The sequence below is a fragment of the Arthrobacter sp. TS-15 genome, assembly GCF_006964045.1.
Classification (GTDB): Bacteria; Actinomycetota; Actinomycetes; order Actinomycetales; family Micrococcaceae; genus Arthrobacter.
Genome location: NZ_SDXQ01000031.1, coordinates 127,100 through 147,438, shown reverse-complemented (window position 1 = coordinate 147,438; position 20,339 = coordinate 127,100). Strand labels below are relative to the sequence as shown.

The 20,339-nt window shown below is 60.5% G+C and carries 18 protein-coding genes; 3 read left to right on the top strand and 15 right to left on the bottom strand.

The window, feature by feature from the left end; translation table 11 throughout:
- Positions 1–44 precede the first annotated feature (44 nt).
- From EU811_RS13020 to EU811_RS12985, 8 genes are all read right to left on the bottom strand, one after another.
- A complete protein-coding gene (locus EU811_RS13020; RefSeq protein ID WP_142938808.1) occupies positions 45–701 on the bottom strand; it encodes a uracil-DNA glycosylase in 657 nt (218 codons plus the stop codon).
- A gap of 9 nt (positions 702–710) precedes the next feature.
- Positions 711–3,860: a hypothetical protein gene (locus EU811_RS13015; protein WP_160147643.1), complete on the bottom strand. Its 3,150-nt coding sequence runs from the start codon at positions 3,858–3,860 to the stop codon at positions 711–713.
- Positions 3,861–3,914: 54 nt separating this feature from the next.
- Positions 3,915–4,442: a hypothetical protein gene (locus EU811_RS13010; RefSeq protein WP_142938806.1), complete on the bottom strand. Its 528-nt coding sequence runs from the start codon at positions 4,440–4,442 to the stop codon at positions 3,915–3,917.
- 427 nt (positions 4,443–4,869) lie between these two features.
- Complete coding sequence (locus EU811_RS13005) at positions 4,870–5,688, bottom strand: nuclease-related domain-containing protein (RefSeq protein WP_223946297.1); 819 nt, start codon at positions 5,686–5,688, stop codon at positions 4,870–4,872.
- Between the two features lie 874 nt (positions 5,689–6,562).
- Positions 6,563–6,964, bottom strand: coding sequence for an SHOCT domain-containing protein (locus EU811_RS24225; RefSeq protein WP_223946298.1), 402 nt, complete (start codon positions 6,962–6,964; stop codon positions 6,563–6,565).
- 15 nt (positions 6,965–6,979) lie between these two features.
- Positions 6,980–7,117 (bottom strand): hypothetical protein, encoded by a 138-nt coding sequence (locus EU811_RS23530; RefSeq protein WP_160147642.1) that lies wholly within the window; start codon positions 7,115–7,117, stop codon positions 6,980–6,982.
- An 18-nt stretch (positions 7,118–7,135) separates the two neighbouring features.
- Positions 7,136–8,050: a hypothetical protein gene (locus EU811_RS12990; RefSeq protein WP_142938804.1), complete on the bottom strand. Its 915-nt coding sequence runs from the start codon at positions 8,048–8,050 to the stop codon at positions 7,136–7,138.
- 163 nt (positions 8,051–8,213) lie between these two features.
- Entirely contained in the window at positions 8,214–8,672 is a 459-nt protein-coding gene (locus tag EU811_RS12985; protein WP_142938803.1) for a hypothetical protein, read from the bottom strand.
- 96 nt (positions 8,673–8,768) lie between these two features.
- On the opposite strand from EU811_RS12985, the gene EU811_RS12980 reads away from it, so the two are divergent.
- On the top strand, positions 8,769–9,470 hold the full coding sequence (locus EU811_RS12980) for an AbiV family abortive infection protein (protein WP_142938802.1): 702 nt from the start codon (positions 8,769–8,771) through the stop codon (positions 9,468–9,470).
- Positions 9,471–9,962: 492 nt separating this feature from the next.
- On the opposite strand, the gene EU811_RS12975 is transcribed toward EU811_RS12980, so the two are convergent.
- Both EU811_RS12975 and EU811_RS12970 read right to left on the bottom strand, forming a co-directional pair.
- Complete coding sequence (locus EU811_RS12975; protein WP_142938801.1) at positions 9,963–10,997, bottom strand: CU044_5270 family protein; 1,035 nt, start codon at positions 10,995–10,997, stop codon at positions 9,963–9,965.
- A complete protein-coding gene (locus EU811_RS12970) occupies positions 10,963–11,559 on the bottom strand; it encodes an RNA polymerase sigma factor (RefSeq protein WP_223946299.1) in 597 nt (198 codons plus the stop codon). The genes EU811_RS12975 and EU811_RS12970 overlap by 35 nt, the downstream gene beginning before the upstream one ends.
- Positions 11,560–11,901: 342 nt before the next feature.
- Between EU811_RS12970 and EU811_RS12965 the strand changes: the two genes are divergently transcribed.
- Positions 11,902–12,972: a DUF4238 domain-containing protein gene (locus tag EU811_RS12965; RefSeq protein ID WP_160147641.1), complete on the top strand. Its 1,071-nt coding sequence runs from the start codon at positions 11,902–11,904 to the stop codon at positions 12,970–12,972.
- Positions 12,973–13,522: 550 nt separating this feature from the next.
- On the opposite strand, the gene EU811_RS12960 is transcribed toward EU811_RS12965, so the two are convergent.
- Positions 13,523–14,806 carry a hypothetical protein gene (locus EU811_RS12960; protein ID WP_142938799.1) on the bottom strand — a complete coding sequence of 428 codons (1,284 nt, stop codon included), beginning with the start codon at positions 14,804–14,806 and terminating at the stop codon, positions 13,523–13,525.
- Between the two features lie 103 nt (positions 14,807–14,909).
- Between EU811_RS12960 and EU811_RS12955 the strand changes: the two genes are divergently transcribed.
- Positions 14,910–15,635 carry an NYN domain-containing protein gene (locus EU811_RS12955; RefSeq protein WP_162520268.1) on the top strand — a complete coding sequence of 242 codons (726 nt, stop codon included), beginning with the start codon at positions 14,910–14,912 and terminating at the stop codon, positions 15,633–15,635.
- Between the two features lie 106 nt (positions 15,636–15,741).
- Here EU811_RS12955 and EU811_RS12950 read toward each other — a convergent pair whose 3' ends face one another.
- The 4 genes from EU811_RS12950 to EU811_RS12935 all read right to left on the bottom strand — a co-directional run bounded on the left by EU811_RS12950 (position 15,742) and on the right by EU811_RS12935 (position 20,256).
- Positions 15,742–16,899, bottom strand: a complete 1,158-nt coding sequence (locus EU811_RS12950) for a DUF4238 domain-containing protein (RefSeq protein WP_142938797.1) — start codon at positions 16,897–16,899, stop codon at positions 15,742–15,744.
- Between the two features lie 110 nt (positions 16,900–17,009).
- A complete protein-coding gene (locus tag EU811_RS12945; RefSeq protein WP_142938796.1) occupies positions 17,010–17,654 on the bottom strand; it encodes a DUF6414 family protein in 645 nt (214 codons plus the stop codon).
- Positions 17,655–18,629: 975 nt separating this feature from the next.
- Complete coding sequence (locus tag EU811_RS12940; protein ID WP_142938795.1) at positions 18,630–18,947, bottom strand: hypothetical protein; 318 nt, start codon at positions 18,945–18,947, stop codon at positions 18,630–18,632.
- Between the two features lie 877 nt (positions 18,948–19,824).
- Complete coding sequence (locus tag EU811_RS12935; protein WP_142938794.1) at positions 19,825–20,256, bottom strand: acyl-CoA thioesterase; 432 nt, start codon at positions 20,254–20,256, stop codon at positions 19,825–19,827.
- Positions 20,257–20,339: the final 83 nt, after the last annotated feature.

Here is a 20,339-nt window from a genome sequence, read left to right as displayed (position 1 = left end):
GGCTTCGTGGAAGGCATGGATAAATGGCTGCACATGTACCCGACCTAGCGGGCATCCTGCCCGCGGTCCAGAATCTGACGAACCTCGCGAAAAGCTTCGAAACGGCGGTTGGCACGGGCTTCCCGAACTGTCGGATCAGGGTCTCTGAGTGCCGTCCTGCCGGGGTGGTAGGTTTCCACTGCTGCATATCGGGCAGCGACACGGGGGTGTTTGCGGGCGAACCGCTTCCACAGGGTCTGCGCTTCGCCGCCTTGGAGGACTACAACTTCGAGCTTTGGCATCAAGTCGATCAACCGGGCCAAAGGGTTCAGCCCTTCCGTGATCTGCGGGCTCCTCAGACCGCTGGACTGATCGTGGCGGTACCATGGGTAGGCGTTCCAAGGGGTCAGGTCAGCAGGCGTCAGGTCCACCGAGGCGAGCAGTTGGCATTGGAGGGCTGCGGAATCGTCGTCGTTCTCCACGCACAGCATTCCGGAGCCCATGGTCTCGTGGGTCATCGGCCCGGGATCACGCAAAATGCTCAGGATCCGGGCCTCTGAGCCCCCATGAAGAGGCGCGACGTACGGCACCCACCCCCGGCCGGTCGAAGGCTCAGGCTCCCGGAGGGACTCGACCAGCTGGTTCACTGCGGTGACGTGTGGAAGGTGCACACCGGCAAACTGCTCAGCTTTGAAGGCCGGGTCCCTCATCTGTTTGACCATCCTTGGATACTAGCCGTCGTCCCGTCCCGGTCCGTCGTGCGGTGTGCTGTGATCATCGCTACTCGTGAAGATTGGCTCATGTTCAACGTCGTCGTCCCAGTAGTTGAAGCGGTCGCCCAAGAGTCCGAGGAACGATCGTGGGTCCACACGGTTGAGGCGCACCTCCAGTCCCCACCGACGTACGGTCGTGAGCGCGGCGTTCGAGAGGTGAAACCACATCCTGTCTTCGGTGAAAATCTTCAGCGGCGGTTCCGGGTCCTCCGCCCGTTCCTCCTCCTGCGTGAGCAAACTGACTCGTTCGACGTCGGCCTTGGTGATCGAGGTTGTCATGTTCAGGCCGCGCTGCGCTGCGCGTCCATTGACCACAATGTTGACGACCGCGAGGAGAAGGTGCCAGTCCTTCCACCCTTCGGCACGCAGCGATGTCACAAGTTGAATGAAGGCCGGGTCCCCAGCAAGCCGCGGGAGCGTCAGCCGCACCGGTGGCAGCATTTTCTCGTATCGTCCGGCGATCGCATCAATGGCCGCGGCACGGTCGTAGGCCGATGCATGTTCCGGAAGCTTCCTGCGCAGTCCGGTGGCGGGCTTTGGCGACCGCGGCCTGTCGGCTCCGATGAGACCCCCTGACAATCCGCTGATCTCGTCGTAGAACGAGTCTTTGTGAACGTCGACGAGGTCGTCGTAGGGGCGCACGCAGGTCAGCATGTGCGGAAGCCCGCGTTCGAAGGTCCGCTCCATCACGGCGATGAATGCCGGCTGCCCGAGTAGCGACTGGGTGACGATCGCCTGGAGCGCCGCGGAGGTGACCTCGAGCTGGTCCGCTTCGGGTGCCAACGCTCCCGAACGGGAGAGGATCACCCGATGCCCTACCGTGCCACGGCCGCGCTCCGACTCCGCGGTGAACACCGATCCGGGCTTGACGGGCCGGTCAGAGACTTCAACCGCGATGCGGATCTCACCTGGCACGAGAAGGAGGTCCTCGCCGGCGAGGTCAGCGAGGGTGATCTGCACAGCAGCCACGAACCTCTCGGCCGCCAACACATGGATCCGATCGTTCGGTGCGTTTACGACCCACACGTTGCCGAGCGCAGCCCAGCTGTACTCGCGCACCGGGCCTGCATCGGAGAAGGGCCGCCCAAGGCCCCCGCGGTCCGCCGCGTCTGCGGTCTCATCCTCTCCGGGGGGCTCAATGTGTGCGACCGAGGCCAGCATCGGAGCGACGAGCTCGTCGAGCTGGGTGGACTGGACCACGCGTTCGATGGCAGGCAACAGCCCGGGGCGAAGCGAAGACGCGGCCCGCAGGACGTGGCACTGGTCGATCAGCATGTCCATGAAATACGGATAGCGCTCGAAGCTCCACGGATCACCCGCCAGTTGCGCCTGCGCCCAGATCCCGATTTTGAACGTTTCGGTGGCGGTTAGCCACTGGCCGGCCTGGTGCTCGTACGTCGCAGTCAAGATGATGCCCCGGGCCACGAGGACGGCGAGATCGGGGCCGCCGCTCATTCTTGCGACCGATACCGCGCTCATCGCGTACTGCTTCGCGGCCAGCGGAAGTCCGAGGTCGCTGTATACGGCCGACGCGAGCAGCATCATGATGGCCGCGCCCTCGGCAGCGTCGCCGTTGAGCCAGCTGAACTTCGCGGAATGAATCTCACGAAGGGCGTCCAAGGCCCGGCCTCCTTGGAGCAGAGCCATGGCGCGGCTTTGTGCCCGATCTCCTGCCGAAGCCCGCCCCGAGCGCTCGATCGTTACATCGTCCAGCGCTTGGCGCACCTTGAGATAGTCAGGGTGGTCGATCAGGGCAGGCGCTGTGAAATCGAAGATCGACATGAGTTCATCTAGGGGTACCATCGGAGCCGCCGGCAGGGTCTCCACGAGGTCGACCAAATGCCTCATGCCTGCTTCGAGGTCGCGCAGCTCCGCGTCGGACGGCACAGCCGGGAGCCCGCGTCCTTCCCGCTTGGCGGCGCTCAGTTTCTGGTGGATCTCCGACATCAACGGACCAGGGCCGGAGACGTCGTCGAGCTCCTCCGGCGTGAAGCCCCGGGGACCAAGAGCGAGGATCGCACCGGCTGACAGCAGGCCCACCTTCGCATTCATCCCGGGCGCTGCACGCAGCTTGGCTTCAAGCACCCTCTCCAAGTCCTCGGTCCACGCTTCCGCTTCTTCCGATGTGATGGTGGTCCCGCCTCGCGGCAACGTCGCCTGCACGAGGCGCAGCAGGGTGATGGCGTCGACCAGCACGCCGGAGTCGGATGCTTGGGAGGATAGCCGCCCGAAGTAGCCGCGGAGGATCCCGTCGACAGGCTTCAGTGTGTTGAGCCCGAACCCGGTTGCGAGGATGATTTCGTAGTCGATGCGGTTGAGCACATCGTCTCTTCTATGTGCTGCATCTCTCAGTACCCGCGCCGAAGCGAGCCAGTCGGGTAGGTCGGCACGCGCTTCGGGATTTAGGCTGGAGAACCGAAGGCCTTCCCGCAGGTCGACGAACTCCCCCATCGAGCCTGAGCGGTCTGAGGGTGTTCGCCAGCGATCGCGTTCCTCGATATACCAGTCAGGGAGCTCATCACTGGACTCTCCGCGCGCGGGCGCGATGGAGGATGGTAGATGGAGGAAATCGACGGCGAGGTAGAACAGGTCCGCACTGGCGATCTCGTTCGCGATCGCCTGCGCATCCCAGATCTGCAGTCCAATCGAATGCTGTTCGCGCGCGTGTGCCTGGAGCTCATGCCTCTTCGCCGTGTCGACAGGCGTCACCGTGAAATAAATGACGCGGTCGACTGGCTCCCCCTTGCCGCAGATCTTCGCAAGGTCAGACCGGATCTTAGACGGAACGTTCTCGCGCTGCGCTGTCACTGCGAGGACAACCGCGTCCTCAGTGGCAAGAGCGGTGAAGAGTGACGTGTCCGGCAGCTCCTTGGCCACCAGGCTCCAGAAGCTCTCGGCGTCACGTCCTCCGTCGCCGCCGGCTGAGACCGGGCCCGTCGCAGGCAAGACGTTGCTGACGATGCGACGGCGGGTCAGACCGAGACATAGCTGCTCGAACGGGTGATGCGCGTTAGTCTCGCCAAGGGTCTCTAGGTGAAAGCGGATCATAGTGGCGAGCTGGGTTGGCGAGGTCAAGGTGGAGGGCTTTCGGATAGGTGAGGATTTCATAGTGCATCTCATGATGAGCGTTGATCGCCGCGCCGCGGGCTGGTGTCTGGCCGCTCATGCTCGTCGGCGGCCGACCCAGGCCAGATGCCTGTCTGCGACCACGCTCCCCCGCCGTCGACGGCCGCGCAGGATGCCCACACGGGTGCGCCCTTCGACAAGCTGAAGTCTGAGATCCCCTGGATTAACCAGGTCCCGGTCCAGCACGATCGGCCACCGCTTCCAGGTGCCGTGGACTTCCCAACACAGCTCCACACCCATGTGCACGCCGTACCTGCGCACGGCGATCCAGTGGTCCGGATTCTCCGCGAAATCCTCGATGGCTCCTCGGTCGGACGGTCCTGTCGGCATTTCCATGAAATCGTCGACGGGCAAGTCTTCGACCTGCCAATCGATCTGCGTGAGATCGACCTCCCCGTAGTCATTCAGGAATGAAACATTCTCAGCGTGGTCGAAGACCCATTGCTCCAGAACATCATCTGGCCAGCGAAGCTGGCTGACGCTCGGCATCTGCCGAAACTGGGCGAATCCGTACCCGCTCTCGCGGCATTGTCTAGCGAGCTGAGAGAAATCCCCAAGGCGCATGCGGCGATTGTTCATATCGTTTCACGCATGTCAGGAGTCCAGCCGTGAACGTCACCGCTCACGGCATTCGCAGTGCCCCGGCTCTTTTGGTGCAGCGCGGCGCGATGTCCGTCGCCGCTTATCGGTGTCATGTGGCGGTTCTCCTGGATCTCGAGTGCACGCTTCGGATGTGGTCAGCAATTGCTATAAAGGTACTGTCCGGCACCGACACAGCGTTTGAACCTTGGTGCTACCGACTCGGAGACCGTAACCCATGGCGTAGAAGGCGACAGCGGAAGATGCTCCGACGGCGAGGCGGCCGATGCTTCATCATGGGATCCTGCGCAGGCGGCCGGACTGAAATTCACTATCCATCGATGCCTGGCTTCCTTCCCGTAAGCTGTCCCCTCGGTATGGTTCCGAGCGGCCTGGAACGTGGGCACCTGACTCAAGCAGGCTTGAACCGGGAGGCAACCGTCTCACGCATCCTCGCCACGTCAAGGTCGCCGGCGGGCTCTTCTACAAGCACTTTGGCCAGCCGTTTCGGCCAGAGTACATGAACGCCATGGGTCGAGAATGCGCCTCCGATCAACGGCCAGTCGGCTTCAACAAAGCACAGCGCCCCGGTGACCGGAACATCCCCGACGAGGTCTCGCACGACGTCGATCTGTTTGAGCACCCCATCGACCAGTTTCGTGCAATCACGTCGGCCGACGAGGAGCTTCTCGACGCGGGGGCGAAGGATGCCACCCTCGATCTTCAGTTCAGGCCGTCCCTTGTACCGTTTGGCGTCGATGACCCAGATTCCACTGGGAGTGATGGCAATGTGGTCGATGTTGGCCTTCGATCCGGGGATGCGTCGGTCGTGAAGGACGGCCAGGCCATCGGCGGCCAGGGCATCCAGCCGAGCGCCGAGGCGTTCCTCGCCAATCGCGCCTCGATCCCAGGACTTGGTGCTTTGGCGTTCGTCAGAGAGGGTGACTGCGATGCCCCCGAATGGGCCCCACTTCTCGCGGAGCTTTTCCTCATCTTTCGCTTTGCGACGCTCATACTCGCGTCGGGCTGACGACCCAGCTACTCCGGATACAGCCGACAACGACTTATCATCAAGTCGTTCCAGGTCGGGGGTTGTTTCCGGGGTCTCGGTGGCACACTCCAAGCATCGGACGGTCTTCGTCTCGCTCTCGTAGATCGCTTCCGTCCTGGCCGGAAGAGATGCACCGCACAGCCGACACGCTCCGGCGTACCGGAGCCTCATCTTCTTCATGAGGACACAGGGTGGAGCATCGACACGGACCCAATCTGCTTGTAGATCACGGCGGTTAAACCGCGGATACGTTTACCATGGCTCAATCCTCGCCCACGGCAACGTCCAGACCTTGCAAACTTGCCCCAGGATCTTAGTGGAAATCTCGCACCGCCGGCCTTCCGGCCAGCTGTGATGACCTCGGGCGAACGGCCCGTAGGTCACTATGTTGTCTGCTGGCTGTCTGTATCCGGGAATTCACGGAGTGTGGCCGCTATGGCCCTGACTGCCGCCGGGTCCTCGGTCCAGTGCCGGGCCGTACGTGTACAGGCGTGGAAGTTTGTCACTTTCGATGCTTTGGCAGCCTCAGTTAGTTCTGCCCACGCTTCCCGCAGTTCCGCTTGGAGCTCCGGTGACATGGGCGCGCCCGGGACACGTTCCGCCGCCACGACTGGAGTTATGGGTGCCGCGGTTGCGCCTCTTCGCCGAAAAAGACTTCTAAGACCCATTTCTGTTCCCCCTTTCCCCTCTGCCCAGAGTATCAATGTCCCCCCAATGCGTCCGGGACACTGCGACCGAGCGCCGAGCCCCCGGTCGCGCGGATAGCAGCAGCTGAATAGTGCACTCTTCCGTGCGGCGGGCGGCGTTTCCAACGCCGGAAACAACCCCTATCCATGCCCCAGGAAACGAGAAGAACAACAACTTGTTGCTCCTTCGTTTGACCCCTTAGTCCAGTCGATATTCAATGCGCGCCGCTGTAGCGTGGAGTGCTGAAGGCCTGCCGGTCCCCCATCGGTGGGCCTTCTTTTTCCCTCGCTGCGGGGGACGATGGGCAAATTCTTGGCCGAAGTCGCCCCTGAAGTCGCTAAGAGACTGACGAAGCAACCGCTGGATATCAGTCCGCAAGGGTACGGAGCTTGGCGGCACTGAATTCCTCGTCAGAGAGTGCACCCTTCGCATGGAGTTCTGCAAGGAGAGCCAGTTCTGCCGCCAAGGACCTTCTGCCCCGCACGTTGCCAAGCAACATCCGATGCCCGCCCATGCGGGCGTGGGCTGCCGCTGGTTCCTGCGTCTGCCGTCGTGATGAACCTTCGATGGCAAATGCGATGAGTAGGGTTATTGCCAGGACGCCTAGCCCGATTCCCAAGGGGGCTCGGAACGGCTCCGTTGCGTTTGCCACGACGGCAATAACCACCGCAGCAACTGCACCCGTCCCAGCTATCCGGAGCCACCCTCGACTGAGGCTGAACGCGAATATGTAATGGCCTGGTTCGGTCGGTACTGCATGTTGGTTCATCTGCCGAGGATAGCCCTACGAATACTCATAGAACATCCCTGATGTGAACGCGATGAACTGTCGATCGCTGAACTCGTCATAGGCGTCCTTGGTCCGCTTCCCGTTCCCATCGGGGGTGTAGTCCTTGCGACCCTTCCCAAAATACGAAGGCAAGATCGCGTCGTTGTGGATTCAAGCGTTGTCGGGGTTGTCGAGTTGCTTGCGCAGCCGCTGGACTTCAGCCTCCGCCGCGGCGAGTCGAGCCTCGATCTTCTCCCGATCGAGGTTCGTCGACGGGCGCGGTGCCGGCCTCGTCCTCGTAACGAGCCAGCCGATCCGCTGATAGCCAGTGATCCGCCGCACCTGCGTACAGGTGAAGCAGTCCCTCTCGGGCTCGGGGCGCGGCCAGCGCAGATCGATCATCTTCCGGATGTGGTCTCGCTCGAAACCCTTTTCAGGCCATCCAGGATTATCCGCTGCCGCCCAGCTTTCCTCGAAATCACGGCGGATTTCCACGATGCGCTCCTCGGACACCAGCTTGGGCCCGTCCTCGAGCTTCCAATCCACATCAGTGCAGACTTGCTCATAGTGCCCGCAGGAGAGCTTGACCCGCCAGAACGCCGACGAGTGTGGCTTGGGTTTCCGGATCTTCGCCCAGTCCTCGGCGTCCATCCAGTCGTATTCCGGCTCCACAGGGTCCGCCGGGAACTCCATGACCTTGCGATCGACCCACTCGACGATGTCCCGATACGGCTTCTGAGCAGGTCCGTGGTTGGTCGGGCACCAGTACTCGTCGGCGGGAAACCGGCCTCGGGTGAAGCGGTCGAGGTAGCGGCGATCGTCCGGATACTTATCCTCGCCGTGCGTGTAGACCTCGTGCGTACATCCGCACTCCAACTGGACGCGCCAGCGAAACATGTTCTTGGCTTCCGGGACGAAGAGCGGCCAGAATACCGGGTCGTACTGCTGACGCAACTGGGCGACACCCTCCTCGAACTCCCGGAGGGCCTGCTTCTGGGGCCGTGCCCGCCCCGGTACCCGCGTCAGCAGTCTCCCAGGCTCAGGAGTCTGGTCATCGGGAACAGTGTCAGTCTCGGCCGCGCTCATTCTTTGATCCTCGCCCAGAGCACCGGACAAATCGAGGGAACGCGCCGGGGACACCAACGGGAAGAGCGCGGGCTTGAAAGCGATACATTGCTCAAGTCCATAGGTCCATGATCGTCGGGACACGTGGACGCCGGCGATCGCCAGGCGCGCTGTTTCCCTCCGCTCACTTGGGATCGACGAGGCCCTGCAATGCCTGCGCGATAGCTCTACCCAGCGCCGCGTGTGTGCGCCGGATCCAGGCGGTTGCCTCTTGAGCATCCGCATCCTCGGTTCCTAAGAACTCGAGAAGCTTGGGATTGTCGTACGCCGGCTGGTAGTGGAAGATCTGGTTGCGAAAACGACGCAGATCGTCGACACGGTCATCTCCAAGGAGCGCATCAACCTCCGAATCGGAGATCCCTGTAGCGCGCCATCCTTCGATTACAACGTACACAGTTGCGTACCAGAGACTGAGTGCGATCGAGTCGTCCATCGAAGAGGCGAAGTCGACCCCGGCTGGCGATTGCTCTCGATTTGTCCGGCGCATGAACACATCGCGCGCAAAATCAGCATTGAGAAAGTACTTGTGCAATGCCATTACCCGGAAGAATTGCTCCTTCTCGGCATCGAGGGTATCGACCATGGGCTCAACCATACGTGCCAATCTGCGGCAGTGAGTGCTGCTAATCGGCGAGGCGTCAGCATCGCCGGGGTGTGCTCGTGCACGAGAATGAATTGCATGGAGATGACCCCGAGCACAGCCCGCGAGTTTTGGAAGGCCCTGATGGACAACGCCACCGGCTTGATCGCCGACGCACATGCCCTGCTTGAACGCGAGTCATTCGGCCGAGCTCGATCACTCACTGTCCTTGCCCAGGAGGAACTGGGCAAAGCCCTGTGGATCTACGAGACCTTTGAAAGGTCCTGGAACACGGGCGCTGAGGCACCAAAGGAAGTAGCGAAGCTGAAAACCCACGGGCGTCACCACGCGACCAAATACATGGACGCCTTCGTCTTCGGTCAGGACCTCGCAGCATTCTGGGGCGACTACGACTGCATCGAGTCTCCAGAGGAGGACTCACAGGACGGCTGGGAAGCCTTCTTTGCTGAGAGGAAGAGCAAGGCCACAGCAGCGGGACAGCGCGCCAACGACGAGAAGATGGCGGGCTTCTACGTGGACATGGATGGGACCGGCGAGACTGTCCTCTCCCCCACTGACATAACCTCCGGGAACATCGCCGAGGACCTGCAGACCGCAGCTCAGGTTATCGAGATGTTGCTCATCAAAGACCACAGCCGGATGAAGTTCTACGCGGCGACGCCGTACGACAGCACTCACGAGCAGCAGCATCGACTGCTGCCCATCTCCCACCCCGACGACTGGGCTACCGCGCCAGAAGAGTTCAAACGCGGCGATTACTGGATGGATCCCGAGGCGTAGGAAGCCGACGCAACGCATTCATACTTAAGGACATGGACCCGGAGGAGTGCGAATAACGGCATGAAGAGTGATACTGCAACCGCTGCAATACCAGGCGAAAGGGTGCGATCATCACATGAACATCAAGTTCGGCTTCAGACGGCGGAGCTAACCACTCTCCTCGACCACGCCGTCAGAGCAATAGGGAACATGACTGCCGGACCGACCATGGCGATGGGCGGAGGGGCTTCTCGATGGAGCCGGGCAATCCGATGCTGGACGACCAGGTCCTGCCGCTCGCCGCGACGCCCTCGTGCTTGTCCAGACGGGCAGCGGCCAGGGAGTGCTCAGCCGCGCGATTGCCCATATCCCGGGCTGTCGGGTCGACTTTGAAGCTCTCCCAATGCAGGATCCTCTACTGGTGCCGCATTATTTAGGCTGCGATGACCTAAATGTTACGAGACGTCCGCCTCCGCCCCTTGTGCGTGACGGAGGCGGACATCTGCAGTGCAACTAGGGAGCGTTGTTTGAGACTGTGGTTTCTACCGTTGTCCATGCGGTCGTCGTTCCGGCTGGCATCGTGCCTCGTGGTTCGGTGAGGACTTGCCGCTCCCCAATGGGAAGCCCGTTTTGGGGATCGATGATGATGTCTTGCCGGAAATGAGAGGAATTTTCTACACGGCCTATGGCTATGCCCTTGCGGCCGTCGAGGGTTGCTTGTTCATCGGTGACCGTCACTCCTGGGATCAGCGCAGCTGCCTTGTACAGCGCGGCGCGGAGATCGCCGGGAACGACTCCAGTGCGGAGCAGATCGGCGATGAAGACTAGTGCTTCACCGTCAACTGACTGACCCTTTCCCGAGGTTTTTTTATAGATGTCATCCAGAAGCATTCGGGGATCCCTGGACAGGGAGTCAAGGTAGCTGAGAGAAGGGAATGTGGAATCGCTTCCTGGCCCGTAGAAGGCTCCGTTCGCCCCGCGCAGGACGTATGCCTTCGGGCCGCCAGGTTGAGTGCGTTCTACATACGCCTTCGACACGTCATCAAAGAATGTCGTGGGGATCCGGCCTGAGCGTTCCCATACCCATTCCTGGTTCCTGTCGGCCGGGATATACATGGTCTGCTTTTCCGTATCCAGCCACTGATATTCTTCTCGGTTTTCGTCCACTGCGGCCGAGGCCCACAGGTTGGTGCTTTGAATCTTCAGGTACTGTCCGGGGGTTACAACGGGGTCAGCTGTTCGGATGGTTGTTGCCGCTGCCTTGTTCAGAACTTCGGCGGCTTGGGCGCTAGCTCCAGGGCCAGTCGGCTTGATTACGTCCGCGACCACCATTCCGCCTACGAGCAAAGCGGCAGCGGCCGAAGCGAAGAGTATGCGGCGCTTGAACCGGATGGGCGTAACAGTGGCCGCTGCGGGTGCGACAGCTGTGGGAGCAGCAGAGGCCTGGCTGATTTTGTCCATGACTTTATTGCGCCCGCGCGCCAGAGCGGCCTGCGGCGGGGTGCCGATGTCGTTACGCATTTCGCGGAGCAGCTGCAAGTCGTCCATGGTCGTTCTCCGTTTCATCAAGTATTTCGAGGTTCAGCTCGGTCCGAAGGGTCCTACGAGCACGGTTCAAGCGGGAGCGGACGGTCCCCACAGGGACATCCATAGCCAAGGCGATGCCTTCATAGGTCAAGTCGGCCCAGGCGTAGAGCAACAGCGTCTCCCGGTCGATAGCAGCCATAGACTTCAGGGCACCAACAATGCGTCCGGACGCCACTACAGCGTCAACCCGCGCAGCGATACGCTCCGTATCATCTGCGACAGAGTCTTTTAGGGCTGCTTTTGCGGCCGCTTTAAGGACCTTGGTTTCAGCGCGGTGGTGTCGCCGCAGGAGATTGGTGGCAATGCCAAAAAGCCAAGGCCGGGCATCCTCCCTGTCCGGGTCGTAGGATTCCAGTTGCTCCCAAGCAACCAGGAAAGTCTCGGACGTAACGTCGTCGGCAACGAATTCGCCGGCCCGTCTCGCGGCGAATCTGTAGATGCTTGAGGCGTGTCTGTCGTATAGCTCCCCGAAAGCTGCGGGGCTGTCGCGTGACCGCCTGATGATGTCGTTGTCTGTGCTCACACTATGTATTGCCCGTTGGCCGGAAAAGGGTTCACGGGGTTGCTTCCCCTTGCGATAGCTCCCCTACCGAAGCGTACAGCTGGCCAACGCGCGTTCTACCTTTCCCAGTAGTCGGGCTGCGTGGGCGGCACGGTCTTACCTGCTCGGGGATCCTCTTAAGGCCCTACGGCTGGCCGCTACCGTGGCCATACGTCCAGCCGGACTGCAAAGCAGGCGCTTCCTCGGGCTGTAGCCAGCAGTGGCCGCGCACCGCACCTACCTGCAGTCGTCATCCTCAACTCCCATAGATAGGTCTTGCCGTCGCCAGCGCTTCCTGGCCCTGCCTGTGGCAGGATGCCAGACATGACCGGCAAGGGCAATACCGCAAAGCTTCACCATTACGTGCCCCAGGGATACCTTCGGGGATTCGCTTCCGAAAAGGGGCGAATCGTTGCTGTGCCCCTCGATCGCTCCCGGAAATCGTTCACCTCATCAGTTAAGAACGTGGCAGCGCAAACACACTTTCACACGTTAGACGACCTAGAGGAACCTGACGAGTTCGAGAAGGCGTTGAGTGGCATGGAGGGGGAAGCCATCAGCATCATCGGGAAGCTCGAAGGGAACGAGTTCCCTCTATCAGAAAGCGACCGGTGGACATTCTCCTACTACATGGCCCTTCAGAGCGTGCGCGGACCGGACACTCGCAAGACCATGGAACATCTTCGGGCTAAGTTCATCCGCGTCGAGATCGGTGCCGGCGGGCGTAAGAACGTTGGTAACTGGGCCAGGAAGAATCTGGGATTCGATCCGTCCCCGGAACAGGCAGATCGGATCTGGGCCGAAGCTACTCAGCCTGGCGGCCCGCCGATCAGCTTCTCAAACATTGCACACATTCAGCACATGGTAGATACGGCCGAAAAGTTGACGCCCTACTTCGCAACCAGACCGTGGAGCCTGGTGCAATTTGAGCAACGTTCCCTCATCACCTCGGACGCCCCGGTGAATCTGATCCCCAATCCAAAGGATGAGCCGTCGGAAGGTGTGGGTTTCATGACGGCATGGGGCATTACGTTTCCCCTCACACGGAAGCTCGGGTTACTCATGAGCGATCCGATGGTCATGGTTGACGGCCTCGAATCAGACGATCCGCGTGTTCAGAAGATCAGAGGTGCTGTTCTCCGAGGGGAGGCCGACAGAATACAAAGGGGCACAACAGCCATGGAGAAGCTCTTCAACGAGCATTTGGCGCACTCCGCGAAGGAATATGTTTACCACCATCCCGAAGACGCGAAGTTTGTCCCGGATGGCCTCCCCGGGCCGAACCTCATCAACATGACTGCAGGTGGATTCATGGACGCGGAGTTCGATGGCGGACCGTGGTTCGGGAAGTTGGAAACGCCGGAAGTTAGGGATGAAGACTTCGACAGGACGTGAGTACCCGATGCGTTCTTTCATGGTCCGCTTCTTGCCTTTCGGACAGAAAGAGCGCGGAAAGCCGCGCACGCGTCAGCGCGCCGAAGAACAGCTCACGCATCATCGAGTTGCATCCGCAGCCACCGGACCTCTGCCTCCGCCGCGGCGAGTCGAGCCTCGATCGACTTCCGATCACGGTCCGGCGACGAGGCCGGAGCCGGAGGCGTTTTCGAAATGAGCCAGCCGATCCGCTGATAGCCGCTGATTCGCCGCACCTGCTTACACCTGAAGCAGTCTCTCTAGGGTCCGGGGCGGGCCCAGCTCAGATCGATCACCTTCCGGATTTGGTCTCACTCAAACTCGCCACTGTCCGGGATGCAGGCCAACAGAACCCAGACGGATGAAAACGGCCATGAGCGACAGTCCGGACTATTACCCGGCAGGACCGCATGACGAGCTGTGGGATAAGGCATGGAAGCCCTTGTTCGGACAATCACATCGCTCAGCCAGGCACCTCAGGCTTCGGCAGCCTCACAGCTGGCGTTGCCTTCGAGGGGATCCGCATCTGACCTCATGCTGGTCTTAGGGCCCGCCCCTTGCTCCGCTTCAGCCAGCACGCGACGCCCAGCTCGGCTGCCTTCTCCTGGTCCGTGCATACTCCGGCGGCGGTGAACGCGGTGGCCGGGACACTGTCTGCGGTCGGTTCCGGGACTTCACGCAGGAGCCACCCCGTGTGACGGCCCGTGTCGAGGCTAAAACGCTCGGTGAACGGCATCCGTTCCATGTGCGTATGCCGCGGCTCGGCCAGCAACCATTTCTTCTTCTGGTTCGCAGTCGTTTGGGCTCCCCCGTCGTGAATGATCCTCCCGGCCATCGCAGCTGCCTGAGTGAGGTCCTGGTGGCCCCAGAAGACCATGGCAAGCTGATCAGGGTCCTCATGAGTGGGTATTCCCCCGGACAGTGCGGGGGAAGCGAAATGCCATTTGCTGCCTTGGATAAAGTCCAACGGTGTTGGTCGGAGACCACCGTCAATGCCGGTCTGCCGTGCCGCTTCCTCCACTATTCGCGCCAAGGTTTCGATGCCGGAGATCGTGGCGGACAGATCCAGCCACTCGAAAGGCCGCTCCTCCCAATAATCATCGACTGCCCAATACCATCGCTGTTCGCGGCGATCAGAAGGGGACGGACCTTTCGGGTGTTCTGCAGGCCAGACACCGACGCGGCTTCCAACCTTCTTTGTCGCCACCAGATCGGTGGCCTCCAACTGGTCCACCATCCTAATGACCCCTTTGGTGTCCCTGTCTGTGACCACTCCCGTCAGGTCCACCTGGAGGATGCCGGGACGTTGGCGCACCGCACTCAGGATGGCTGCGAAGCGTTCGTAATCGGCCTTGTGCTCGAGGGCTTGCTCCAGCCGACTGTCATGGGTTTCCACGGCGAAGGCCGTATTGCGGTCGTACCGGATGCGGCCCGTTTCCCCCTCTGCTCCGTCATAGGGCTTTTTTGCCTCATCCAGCGCGAACCGTTCAAGGGCTATTACCCGATCGATAACGTCCAATCGCCCGAAAATTGAGGCCAGGTAAAGGGGAACCCTGTCCGGTGCAGATACATTGACGTGGCTGCTGCCGAACATCGTCTTGCGGACTGCGTAACGCTCTGCTTCTTCGTCCAACGCCTGCGCGGCTATGTCCAGCGCACGCTGGTAGTTTCCGGCCCGGACAGCCTCTTGAAAGAGACCCCATCTGAACCTGGGCAAATCACCCAAAATCCGCGCCCGGAAGAAGCGGAGCATCTCATCACGTCTTGCCGGTACATACACGGTGGTGCGCCTTCCGCCGAGGTCAAGTTGCATCATTTGGTCTGATTCGATTAATTATCGTTGCACTTCTCGGATCTCAACTCACGCTGCCACACCAAACAAGTTGACCGGGCTCATGTCTCCCTGCATGATCAACAGGGTGAATCCTGACGAGAAGCGCATTGCCTTGCTCATTGATGCCGATAACGCACCAGCGTCGAAGATTGATCTCGTCCTTGCTGAAGTTGCACGTCACGGCGTGGCCAACGTGCGGCGGGCCTATGGGGACTGGAAGAGCCCCTATTTGCAGCAATGGCAAGCTGCTCTTCATCCGTACGCGATACGGCCCATGCAGCAATTCGCGTACAGCACTGGAAAAAACGCGGCTGACATGGCGATGGTGATTGATGCTATGGACCTGCTTACGGCAGGCTCGGTGGATGGGCTCGCCCTTTTTTCGAGCGACGCCGACTTTACCCCGTTGGTGATGCGCATCTTGGCGGACGGCCTAAAGGTGTATGGATTTGGAGAGAGAAAAACGCCGGAGCCCTTTGTTAACGCTTGCTCGCTGTTCACTTATGTCGAGGGACTGGGGCAACCCCACACCATCCCTGACAAGTCTTTAGACGGGCTTGGTGGAACGAAGGAGATGCGCGGCGACGCCAGACTCGTGCTTCTGGTACGCAACGCTGTCGAAGCTGCTAGTGGAGATGATGGCTGGGCGCACCTCTCCGCAGTTGGAAATCAAATAGGTAACCAAGCATCGCTGGACCCCCGCAACTATGGCTATCAGAAGCTGAGTGACCTCATTGAGGGAATAGGCCTGTTCGAACTCAAGCGGGGGAATCAGCAAGTTCTCGTTCGGGATAAGCGAACCTTGAGATAGAGCACTTCCCGGTGGCGACGCATCCAACGTCGGCTCGATGCGACGTGGCTTGTGATCTAAATGGACACCGTGCCCTGCTCGTACCATGGGTGCTTGGCAGCGACCACTAACCCCAAGCGTCAAATATCTTCTGTTCCTCAGGAGTCGGACGAGGAGCTGCGGGCACGTGCCCGGGCCACCACCGATTGACCACACGGACGGGCGCATCGTGCTGGCCCTCCCACCTCCGCGGCGTCCAGAACCGAAATAGGGATTCGTCCGACTTGGGTAAGTCGATCAGCTGAGACCGGATGCTGACTGGCTGCGAAGGAAGGTACAGCCCCTCCGCAATGTGGTCACCCGCGGGAGCAATCGCGAAGCTATGCGCATTCGCGAGGATCGAACTGTTGAGGTCGATCGTTTCGCTCGTCGTTAACATCGACCCCGGCTCCAAGGGAGGTTCCAGATCACGTCGGTACAAAGCAAGCACTGAATGCGGACCAAAAGGGAAGGCCAAAATCGGAGCGCCCCACACTCCACCCCCTATGGCTGGCTTGGCCATGTACTCGTGCAGCTCGACGACAGGCTCATCACAAGTAATTAACGCCCTTCGAGTCCCATAAAGGGTCACAAGGCGTGTCATGAGGATGCCGGCGATATGTGTCGCTGTTTTTGCTGAAGACTCCAGGTCTTCTTTCCGTGCGAGCGGCAGTTGCGACGGATCGGCGCGGAAACGTTCGACATCCGCAACAAGCTTTTCCAGGTCTTCGGAGGCGAACGACCGGTCACCGGTGGACAATTCGCGAGCTAGTTCTCCAGGTCCGCCGATCTCCAGGACCCGGGCCATCTGCTCGGCAATCATTGCACGCCGCCGCAGACGCGCAGAGCGGCTGCGCGTCATCTGCACAGCCAGAAAGAGACACAGCCACTGATGTGCTTCGTCGTCCATGGCCCCCGGGCCGGCAGCATCGACGCGTGCGATCGATGCCGCGGCCTTCTCCTCTACTTCCGAAAGCCAGGCTTCCCAATAGACCGGAGACGTCTGATCGCCCGGCACATCGAGTCGATAGAAGTCAGTCTCCAACGCAGCCTGGGCCGGAGAAAGTTCGTAGGCGTTCCGCCCGCGCAGAAGATCAACGACTCGTACTCTCCCATCCACTGCCCAGCGCTCAAGGTAGAACCGGGGCACGAGATGATGGCGTCTTGGCTCCTGCCCCGCGGCTGTCATCGCAGCGGCCCGCGCAGCTGCCGTAGCCCAGAGGTCGTAGGTAAGGTTTGACCCCATCTCAGGAGCGTATCCGGAGACAACAGCACTGGAAGAACTGTGCCTGGCTAACCGTCATTCCGACTACGCGCACAGCTTGGGAACCGGGACCCCCATTTCGGCAGGAGGAGTCAAACATAGATGGCAATCGGGACGACCTTGAGTGAAGCGCCTTCCACTCTGGCCGAGAACTTCGGTTCGAAAGCCATGGCCCCCGTCATCTTGGCATCTGCGATGCCGGCGTCAAGCTGCTTTTTCATCTTCCCCATGAGCTTGTCGATGCTCTCAGGAGGAATCGAGCTAAGAAGCTTGTTCCTCTCCAGAGTGGGTCGATCCATATCAATTTCGGCTGTTACTTTGCCGAGGACCGTGAACCGGCCGTCCAAGATTCTGTCTGAGTCTTCCACAGTGAAAAAGGATCGATCGCACATGGTGATGACGGTAACAGCCTCCCCATCCGGGCTCCCCAACCGGCCGAAGAACTCCTTGGTACCCTCACTGCGGAAATCCGTGCGAACGGCGGATGTTATGGCCTCGGCGAGCTCCGTCTGCGTCTGGACTCGCATTCTTGTTTTTTCGAAGTAGCCCTCACGCGCCTCATGGTCGCTCCAGTCTCCATCGAATGCTTCCAGTGCCTGCTTCTTCACTTGGTGACGCACAATTGCAGACACTAGCTCGGGCGTGAGTACATCCAGGAAGACTGCCATCTGGTCGGGAACGAATTCAGTCTCAAATTCGACGAAATCGCCTACCTTGAGGTCTTCGGCTTCGGACAAGCCGGAGATTGAATGCAGCAAGCCGAAGTTACGCAATGATTCGCGAACGACGTGAAGATAGTAGCCTGCGTATACTCCCAAACCGAGGTCCGCTTCCCCGACGTGGAATCCTTGTCTGCACTCCCAGCGGCTGCAGCGAGTTTGCCCGCCACCTCAGCACCAGATCCGAACCAACCTACGCTGCCCTTGATCTGACCGCTGCCCTCGACGCTACGATTTTCCGACCGTTCGTGGGAACCACCTTCTTCCAAGGTGTTCCCCTTAACTAGCGGCTGGCGGTAAAGCTGCTGCAGGATTCCGCTGACGTAATCGGGGTTCTGGTAGATCGTTACAGTTGGAAGGGGCGGAGTGGTCCCATCGGATCCGCTATCAGCCCTGGGACCCGTTTTCGTCTTCTCAGCCATGGTGTCCTTTGGACTAGTGGGAGTTTTGGAATTAAGCCTAACGGAGGTACCCATCTGAGAAGTTTCGCCGGAGACCTGCCGGCAGGCGGCTTGGTCTGCTGGCCTTCACCGCAGCGTCGAGGTCGGCCCTCACGCTCACTGTTCGCCCGCGAGCTCAGGGCAGCGCTGCTTCCAGGCGATGGATGTCGCGCGCATTTTCGGCGGCAATTCGGCCACCGCTCATGCTTCACGCATACATGTTTTAGAACATAGACCTGGTGCAGACGGCATCAACGTGTTACAGGTGGCCCACTGCAGTTCCAGCACAACCAGTAAACAGCTAGTGTGATCACTGCATGATGATTCATCATGGAGTGCACAAGGAATCACGTCTTCAGACGAGACGAGCGAGGCACATATCTGAGAGCCGACCACCAGTGTGAGCCCGCTGATCGGCGCTCGTCTGGTTCAGTTGATGTCCGCGCGAGGCATGCCGGGCCCCGGCAAATCCAGGGGTTCTCGCCAGCTCGGTCTGCATGACGAAAAGAATGAACCCCGACAGCCTGAGCTGTCGGGGTTCCGTTGAGGCCTGTCAGGAGCCACTGATCTTCCCTGCCGCGATGAGCTGCTGGGCGCGATGCTGCTGCTCATCGTCGCCAAAGCGCGCCACCGCCGTCAGCAGATCCATGCCATCCTCAAGTGCGCCATAGATGTCCTCCAGCCGCTCGCGCGAGCCGCCGAGAAGGCTGATACCGCCCAGCGCGTTGATCTGCTCGAGCTGCAGGTAGGCGCGGTACACGAGGTCGACATGCACACCGTCATCGGCGGTGAAGGGGTTCGGGACGTAGTCGGCGTCCGGCGTAAGGCCATCCGTATCGAGGCCCAACTGGGCCAGCTCGTTCTTGTTCATGGATGCTTCTCCTTGGTTCTGGGACTGCCACTCGGCTGTGATGACTCTCGATCTGAGACCGTCAGGATGCCCCCGGCCGGGCTCCGCCTGGCTGGAACGCCAGCGGGCCGACCACGATCATTACATTGCTTTGGACGTCACTTACCTGGCGTACCAGGACGTCATCGACGCCTTTCAGCATACCGATGGGTGGACCAGCAAGCGTGGCATGCAGAAAGTGAATGAGCAGTTGCGCAAGGTCCTGCCGGAAGGGCTTGAAGAGCTTGCCCGGCTGGGGCAGGACGCTGTGGCTCGGATGGGCTCAGGTGCCGGCGTTCTACAAGCGTGGAGGCGCATCGAACGGTCCGGTCGAAGCGATCAACGCCCCCGCCTTTCTTTAGCACTGCGGGTTCATAAAACCCCTCAGAACCAGGTATTGCTCATTCGAGGGCTTTCCATCACCTCCATACATTTAAGGACGGACTCCCGGAGGTGCAGGAAAGCGTAAAGACCATGTGTGCGCGCGCCCTGCTGACATCGAAACTCTGGCTGATTCGTGTGGACGATAGCCAGGACCCGATCCGACCAACCCTGCGATCTCGCGGGTACCGACAGGCCGCGAAACGCTCTACACGCGAGAGCATGTTGGCCTCGGACTCATGCGCCCGCCATTCGCTTTGAACAACCCCGGCCTATGAATCGGAGTGTGGGCGGCGGTCGCCGCTGAGACGGCGCCCCGACTCACTAAGCGGGGCTGGGCCACAGAGCCCCGTCGGCTGGCGATGGGTTATACGTCGGCGGTTATCGGCGCTCAAACAGGACGAGTCCAAACAGATGAAAGAACCACGTCCGACGCACCATCGGCATGCTTGCCACATCACGGACGCGGTCGCTGTCCCTAGTTGTGTGAGGTTTCCGTGAGGTGGTGTGTGGGGATCCTGTCTCTGTCGTAAGTGATTTCCGTGTAGCCGTGAGGCTCGGGCTTGCCCTCGCTGTTCAGGTTCACGAACACGATCTCTTCGATGGTGAGGATGCTTCGTCGGGTGATCATGTTCCGGACTTCCGCCCGCATGGTCAGGGAGGTGCGGCCAAATTTAGTTGCCGTTAGGCCCATTTCTATGAGGTCTCCTTGGACTGCTGAGCTGACGAAGTTGATTTCCGAAATATATTTCGTCACCGCCCGGCCATTGCCCAGCTGGAGAATGGCATAGATTGCTGCTTCCTCATCGATCCATTTGAGGAGGCTTCCACCGAACAGGGTGCCGTTGGCGTTTAGGTCTTCTGGGCGCACCCATTTTCGGGTGCGGAAGGTTATATCGGAGGATTCCATGTGTGGCCTTACTTCTGCAGTGTAGATGGTCGGTTTTCATGTCTTTGAGACGAGTTCCGGCGGTTGTAGCAGCGTCCACCTCT